At 49.6% G+C, this 6,224-nt stretch carries 7 protein-coding genes, 1 tRNA gene and 1 pseudogene; 5 read left to right on the plus strand and 4 right to left on the minus strand.

The window, feature by feature from the left end; all coding sequences use genetic code 11:
* Positions 1 to 31: 31 nt before the first annotated feature.
* Positions 32 to 862, minus strand: a complete 831-nt coding sequence (locus GOB86_RS08600) for an inositol monophosphatase family protein (RefSeq protein WP_194301141.1) — start codon at positions 860 to 862, stop codon at positions 32 to 34.
* 47 nt (positions 863 to 909) lie between these two features.
* Positions 910 to 1,476 carry an elongation factor P gene (efp, locus tag GOB86_RS08605; RefSeq protein ID WP_165991933.1) on the minus strand — a complete coding sequence of 189 codons (567 nt, stop codon included), beginning with the start codon at positions 1,474 to 1,476 and terminating at the stop codon, positions 910 to 912.
* Between the two features lie 149 nt (positions 1,477 to 1,625).
* Here efp and GOB86_RS08610 point away from each other — a divergent pair.
* From GOB86_RS08610 to GOB86_RS08620, 3 genes are all read left to right on the plus strand, one after another.
* Positions 1,626 to 1,715 (plus strand) — tRNA-Ser (locus GOB86_RS08610).
* A gap of 361 nt (positions 1,716 to 2,076) precedes the next feature.
* A complete protein-coding gene (locus GOB86_RS08615) occupies positions 2,077 to 2,352 on the plus strand; it encodes a hypothetical protein (protein ID WP_165991934.1) in 276 nt (91 codons plus the stop codon).
* Positions 2,325 to 2,942: a class I SAM-dependent methyltransferase gene (locus GOB86_RS08620; RefSeq protein WP_253544447.1), complete on the plus strand. Its 618-nt coding sequence runs from the start codon at positions 2,325 to 2,327 to the stop codon at positions 2,940 to 2,942. Before GOB86_RS08615 ends, GOB86_RS08620 begins: the two co-directional genes overlap by 28 nt.
* A 114-nt stretch (positions 2,943 to 3,056) precedes the next feature.
* Here GOB86_RS08620 and GOB86_RS08625 read toward each other — a convergent pair whose 3' ends face one another.
* Positions 3,057 to 4,493: a coniferyl aldehyde dehydrogenase gene (locus GOB86_RS08625; RefSeq protein WP_194301138.1), complete on the minus strand. Its 1,437-nt coding sequence runs from the start codon at positions 4,491 to 4,493 to the stop codon at positions 3,057 to 3,059.
* An 88-nt stretch (positions 4,494 to 4,581) separates the two neighbouring features.
* On the opposite strand from GOB86_RS08625, the gene GOB86_RS08630 reads away from it, so the two are divergent.
* Positions 4,582 to 5,190 (plus strand): TetR/AcrR family transcriptional regulator, encoded by a 609-nt coding sequence (locus tag GOB86_RS08630; RefSeq protein ID WP_165991937.1) that lies wholly within the window; start codon positions 4,582 to 4,584, stop codon positions 5,188 to 5,190.
* A 368-nt stretch (positions 5,191 to 5,558) separates the two neighbouring features.
* Positions 5,559 to 6,122: an FkbM family methyltransferase gene (locus GOB86_RS08635; protein WP_165991938.1), complete on the plus strand. Its 564-nt coding sequence runs from the start codon at positions 5,559 to 5,561 to the stop codon at positions 6,120 to 6,122.
* Position 6,123: 1 nt separating this feature from the next.
* On the opposite strand, the pseudogene GOB86_RS08640 reads toward GOB86_RS08635, so the two are convergent.
* A pseudogene (locus GOB86_RS08640) lies at positions 6,124 to 6,224 on the minus strand (IS5/IS1182 family transposase); the annotation flags it as partial.

Consider the following 6,224-nt stretch of genomic DNA (forward strand, 5'->3'; position numbering starts at 1 on the left):
TGTTTGGCCCAGACTTTCGTGGATGGCAGCGTTATTCCGGATTTTTCAGGCTATCGGCAACAATTTCCAGCAGTTTGCCGTGCATATGGCCATTGCCTGCAACAATCATGACATCATCTGGCAGAGCGTCCAGATCACCGCCATCGGGGTCCGTAACCTGACCGCCTGCTTCGCGCACGATCAGAATACCCGCAGCACAGTCCCACGGCTTTATGCCGAACTCCCAGTACCCTTCGTAACGTCCGGCCGCGACCCATGCCAGATCAAGAGCCGCCGCGCCAAAGCGCCGAACACCCGCCACGCGCGGCATCAGATTACCAAGTACGCGCGCAAAAGGCAGACGCTGGCGGGCTGGCACCTTGGCAAAGGGAATACCCGTGGCAAACAGGGATTCGTGCATGTCCCGGCGGGCAGAAACACGAATACGCCGTTCGTTCAGGTAAGCGCCACTCCCCTTTTCGGCCCAGAACATCTCACCCGCTGCGGGGTTGTAGATCAGGGCTGCGGCCAGTTCCACCTTGCCATCAGGCAGACGGCGCTGAAGACCAATGGAAATGGCCCAGTGCGGAATGCCGTGCAGGAAGTTGGATGTGCCATCAAGCGGGTCAACAATCCAGCGCCATGTCCAGTTGTCGCTGCCCGATTCCCCGGATTCTTCCATAAGGAAGGCGTAACCCGGACGGGCCCGTTCCAGTTCTTCGCGCAGGGTCTGTTCCGCACGCAGGTCCGCCTGGGAAACAAAGTCACCTGGCCCCTTGATGCTGACCTGAAGCTGCTCGACTTCGTTAAAATCGCGCAGGAGACGCTTGGCCGCCTTCTGGGCTGCGGTTTGCATCACCATCATGACGGGGGAGAGACGCATGGCCACTGTAATTAAGTCCTGCTCTGGAGAGAAAAAAACTGAAAAAATCAGGCCTTGGCGCGTTCGACGTAAGACCCGTCTTCCGTGCGGACCACAATGCGTTCACCTGCTTCGATAAACGGAGGCACCATGGTTTTTACACCATTGGACAGCATGGCGGGCTTATAGGAGGAACTGGCGGTCTGGCCTTTTACTACCGGGTCAGCCTCAACGACTTCCAAGGTTACATGCGGGGGCAGGTCAATGCCAACCGGGTCACCTTCAACCAGATGCAGGTTGAAGGTCATGTTGTCCTGAATGAAGGGAGCCTGATCGCCCAGCAGATCAGTCGGGACAGAAAGCTGTTCAAACGTCTCGGGGTCCATCAGAACCAGCAACTCGCCATCTGTATAGGAAAACAGATATTCGCGGTCTTCAGTCATCAGCCGTTCGACTGTATCAGCCGTGCGCCAGCGTTCGTTGGTTTTGTTGCCGGTCTTGAGATCGCGCATTTCAACCTGAATGAACGCACCACCTTTACCGGGGGTGATGATCTGCTGCTTCAATACCGTCCAGCGACGGCCGTCATGCTCAATGACCTGACCGGCACGGATCAGGTTTGCCTGCTGTTTCATACTTGGTTCCTGAGAGGAATGGCTATTCTGTTTGGGGCTTGTACAGTTCCACGGCGGGAAGGGCAAGGCTGTGGGGTGAACTCTCCCGCTTTGCACCGCTGGACAGACCCCTTGCATCCTGTTTATAAGGCGGGCACCTGAACAGGTAAGGAAGGGTGGCCGAGCGGTTTAAGGCACCGGTCTTGAAAACCGGCGTGCGTGAGAGCGTACCGTGGGTTCGAATCCCACCCCTTCCGCCATATCTGTAGTTTTTCACGGGTATACGTGTTCGCGTTTTGTCTCTTGTAAATTTGTCGTTTTGTGGGTAACGGCAGATTTGCTGATAGATGCCCCGTCAAAATAGAGTAGGACCAAAGGCAAAGCTTATTGGCTGGTGGGCAATGAAGTCTACTTGCCCATGGCATTGCAACCGGCAAAGGTTCTGGCGCACGCATTGCAGGCCAGATGGTAAAGAGCGGATCCTGCTTTTTTGGGTATTACTTGTGAGTATTATTTAAAATTTCTGTATTTCCATTAAAAGATAGATATTATTTTTGAGTTGATTTTGTTGTGATTAATTGTATTTGTAATTTAAAATATGTTCATTTCCGTGAGGTTCTCATGCGTGATGATTTATGTTCTGTTTGTAATTCCAAAATGAATCTTGGTCTTCAGTCGTGGCACTGGGAATGTGCAAGATGTAAATATGAAAAATCTACATTGTCGCAAGCGATTAATGAAACTCTTGCGCATGAAAAAATTAATGAACTATCTCGTGAAAAAGGGTTAAAATCTATCAGGGTTGAAAATTTCAATAAGTTATTAAAGTCAATTAAAGCACTAGGAAAAAAACCGGCAATCTTTTGGATGTGGGGTGTGCTCATGGCTGGTTTATAGAAGCAGCCGAAAAACAAGGGTTTAAAGTGCTGGGTATTGAACCAGATGTGAATGTGTATAACGCAACAGCACAACGGGGATTGCCAGTTAGAAACGGTTTTTTCCCACAGGTTTTGTCTTCGAGCGAAAAATTTGATGTGATTGTATTTAATGATGTCTTCGAACATATACTAGATGTTGCAGATATCTTAAATAAATGCCGTTCTCATTTGAATCCTGATGGTCAGCTAATTTTGAATCTTCCCAGTAGTACGGGAATTTTTTATAGAATCTCCAAAGGTCTGGCTGGAAGAGGATTCAAAGGATTTTTTGAGCGTCTTTGGCAAAAAGGGCTTCCATCTCCCCATTTGCATTATTTTAATACAAGGAATTTATCCAAACTTTTACAGGATAATGGTTTCGAAGTTATTTCTACTGGGAGTCTGACAACCCTTCGTGCAAAGGGGTTGTTTACGCGGATATCATATGCCGGAAATCATTCGCTACCAATACGTTTATTGATTTATATTCTTTTGATTATGGTTGTTCCTTTTTTATACTTGATGCCGAGTGATATAATATATTTAATTTCAAAAAAAGTGGGGGATTGAATGGAGTATTTCTATAAAAGTTTTTAACAAAATAGCATAAAATATATCTGAACTTAGAAAATCCCAATTTCTAAAAATGGGCAGGGTTGGTTCTCCCTGCCCATAACTTTATTTTCATCGCCGTATAATAAAATTTGTTATGATATCGGTTATTTTTCCAAATGGGGGGTAGAGGATTTTTGCCATGTTGAAGCGGCCCTGCTGGTACACACCACGGGCATGGGTGAGTGTGATAAACCCTTCTTTTCCATGGTAAGCCCCGATCCCACTATCCCCTACACCACCAAACGGGAGATCATCCTGCGCAACATGCAGCAAGGTGCCATTGATCGTGACGTTCCCTGACACTGTGTGAGTCAGAACCCTATTGCGTTCATTACGGTTTTTTCCAAAGTAATACAGTGCCAGAGGACGTGGGCGCGCGTTGATGAAGGCGATTGCCTCGTCAAGATTTCTGTAGGTCAGCACTGGCAGGACCGGTCCAAAAATTTCTTCCTGCATAATGGCCATTTCTGGTGTGACGTTCATGATAAGAACGGGTGCAAGCACATGGTCCGTGGGTGAATCACTGCCCATGCGGATAACATGTGCGCCGTGTTCCTCCGCATCGCGCACCAGTCCATTCAGTCGTTCATAATGATGCTGGTTGAGAATGGCCGTATAATCGGGGGAGTCCGCATAACCGGCTGGGTGCATTTTTTGGACGGCGTCCTGATAAGCGGTGGCAAAAGCCTGCTGTTCGCTTTCGTGGAGCAGCAGATAGTCGGGTGCGATGCAGGTCTGTCCAGCATTGGTCAATTTGCCGAAGGCCACGTGTTCGGCCACGCGTTTGAGTGAAAAACCGGGCTCGACCACCACGGGCGACTTGCCTCCCAGTTCGAGCGTGATGGGGGTCAGATTGCGGGCCGCTGCCTCGGCCACTTTTTTCCCGACGGCCGTGCTGCCGGTGAACAGGAGATGGTTGAACGGCAGGGCCGAAAAGGCAGCCCCAACAGAGGCATCCCCCATAACAACGCAGGCCTGCTCGGGCATAAAGGTGGTCTGTACAATCTGGCTGATGACTGCCGACGTGGCGGGCGTAAGTTCAGATGGTTTGATCATGGCGCGGTTGCCTGCAGCAATAGCCGTGGCCAGTGGCACAAGTGCCAGAGAGAGCGGGTAATTCCAAGGTGCGATAATGCCCACGACTCCCACAGGCTGACGAACAACCCATGCACGACCAAATTGAAAATAAGCCGAAACATGGCGTCGTTCTGGCTTCATCCAACGCCCCACATGCGCGATCATGTAATTGATCGCCTGCACAAGCGGGATCAGTTCTACAATTGCACTTTCACGCTCCGAGCGCTGGCCAAAATCGGTCCGCAGGGCACGAACAATATCGCTCCGCTTCCTTAGGATTTCGGCTTTTAGTCGGCGCAGGTCAGCCCGGCGCTGCGCGACATCCGCCGGGCCTGCATGCACGAACGCGGCGCGCTGGCGCTCCAGCATAGGGAGTAGATCGTTATGGCGGGTGTTGGTTAAAGCTGCATCAGACATTGCGACCTCCATGTTTACAGGAGAAACTTATGAGGGCAGGGTATGGAATATGATGCTCCGATGTCAATCAAAGTTTCTTGTGTAAACATGGATTGCACGAATGAGAGAAACAAAAGACCGTTCTTACCATCATGGCGATCTGCGGCATGCGTTGATTGACACAGCCCTGAACATGCTCGCCACGGACCAGAACTGGACCTTCACCCTGCGCGAAGTGGCGCGGCGCACAGGTGTAAGCCACGCGGCGCCGTATAAGCATTTCCGTGATAGGGAAGAACTGCTCCGCGAACTTGCCCGGATTGGTTTTGATCAGTTGGCGGAGACCATGACAAGAGCCATGTTTTCAAATGGATTGACCATCCGGGAAAGATTCACGACTGGCGCTCAGGCCTGTATTGACTTCGCTTTTCGCAATCCCGGCCTGTACCGCTTAATGTTTAGTGCCGATGCGGACAAAACAGCCGACCCGCATCTGCATGATACGGCTATGCGGACCTTCCATGTCCTTTTGCAGCTTCTCGAAGAGGGGCAGCGGGATGGCAGTTTTCGGCCTGTTCCTATCAGTGGGCAGGCGGGTGCCTGCTGGGCGCAGGTGCATGGTCTGGCCATGCTGGCGATAAGCGGCCAGCTTCTTGAGGAAAAAGTCGGCAAGGAGCCAGTCAGTGCCGCGCTGGATGTGCTGCTCAATGGCTTATGCTGCAATACGTGACCGAACCAGGCTGTGAAATTTGGCACATTGCAGCAAGCTGGGCGTTACCAAGGCATTATGTCCGCAGAGGATGGGGGGTAACGTATGGCGGGGGAGTGGATGAGAGGGTATGCCATGCAGCAGGCGATTGACCGGCTGGCCCCTGCGTAGGAGTGGGCGCAGACTCTAAAAATATTTTAATCAGGGAGCTTATGTAAGACTCCCATTTCATATAAAATATGAAGAACGGTTCCAAAAGCCCCGTGGGTGGTTATGTCTAAATGCTGCCTGCGTTTCGGTGCTCAAAAACTACCGATAGAGGCATAGCTTACGCCATGCTTTTACTCATTATCTGAGCTTGTGAAGCTGGATTTAAGCAACGAGGAAAGATGTTTCAGGTGTTTAAAGGTGTAAAAAACAGACTTAAGCTGGATGTTATGCACAAATCCCTCAAGGTTTATCTTCTTAATCTAAGAGGGATAAATTTTGAGCCTGAAGTTCCATTTCTTAAATACATCATAAGAAAAAAAGATGTTTGCTTCCATATTGGCGCGAGTGATGGCAGGCATACGCTTATTATGTCCCGCTTGGCATCGGAGGGGACCATTTATGCCTTTGAACCCTCGCAGGGAACTTTTTACCTACTTGAGAACATGATCTTTTTACATGGTATGAAAAATGTAAAAGCCTATAATATTGCTCTGTCTGACCAGAAAGAGGAATTGAAGCTTTTAACGCCGATAAAAATCAATAAACGTGTCGGTCGGTCTTTCGCATGTATTTCAAGCAATCAGGGACAGTATACACGAGAAGATGTAAAGTTCATTGATGTTAATGAACAGGTTACGCAAGCCAATACTATTGATGGATTCTGTGCTGAGCGTGGTATTGAATCAATAGATTTTATTCGATGTGATGTTGAAGGGGCGGAAGAAAAGGTTCTAAGAGCCTGAATCAGAAAGGGGTTTGATTGATTTTTCGCAGAACTCTGCGGATATGGGCAATCATCAACCACGCGTGGGATGACGAGATTGTTGCCTCGACATCCTTCGTGA

Origin of the sequence: Acetobacter lambici (assembly GCF_011516885.1) — a bacterium.
GTDB lineage: Bacteria > Pseudomonadota > Alphaproteobacteria > Acetobacterales > Acetobacteraceae > Acetobacter > Acetobacter lambici.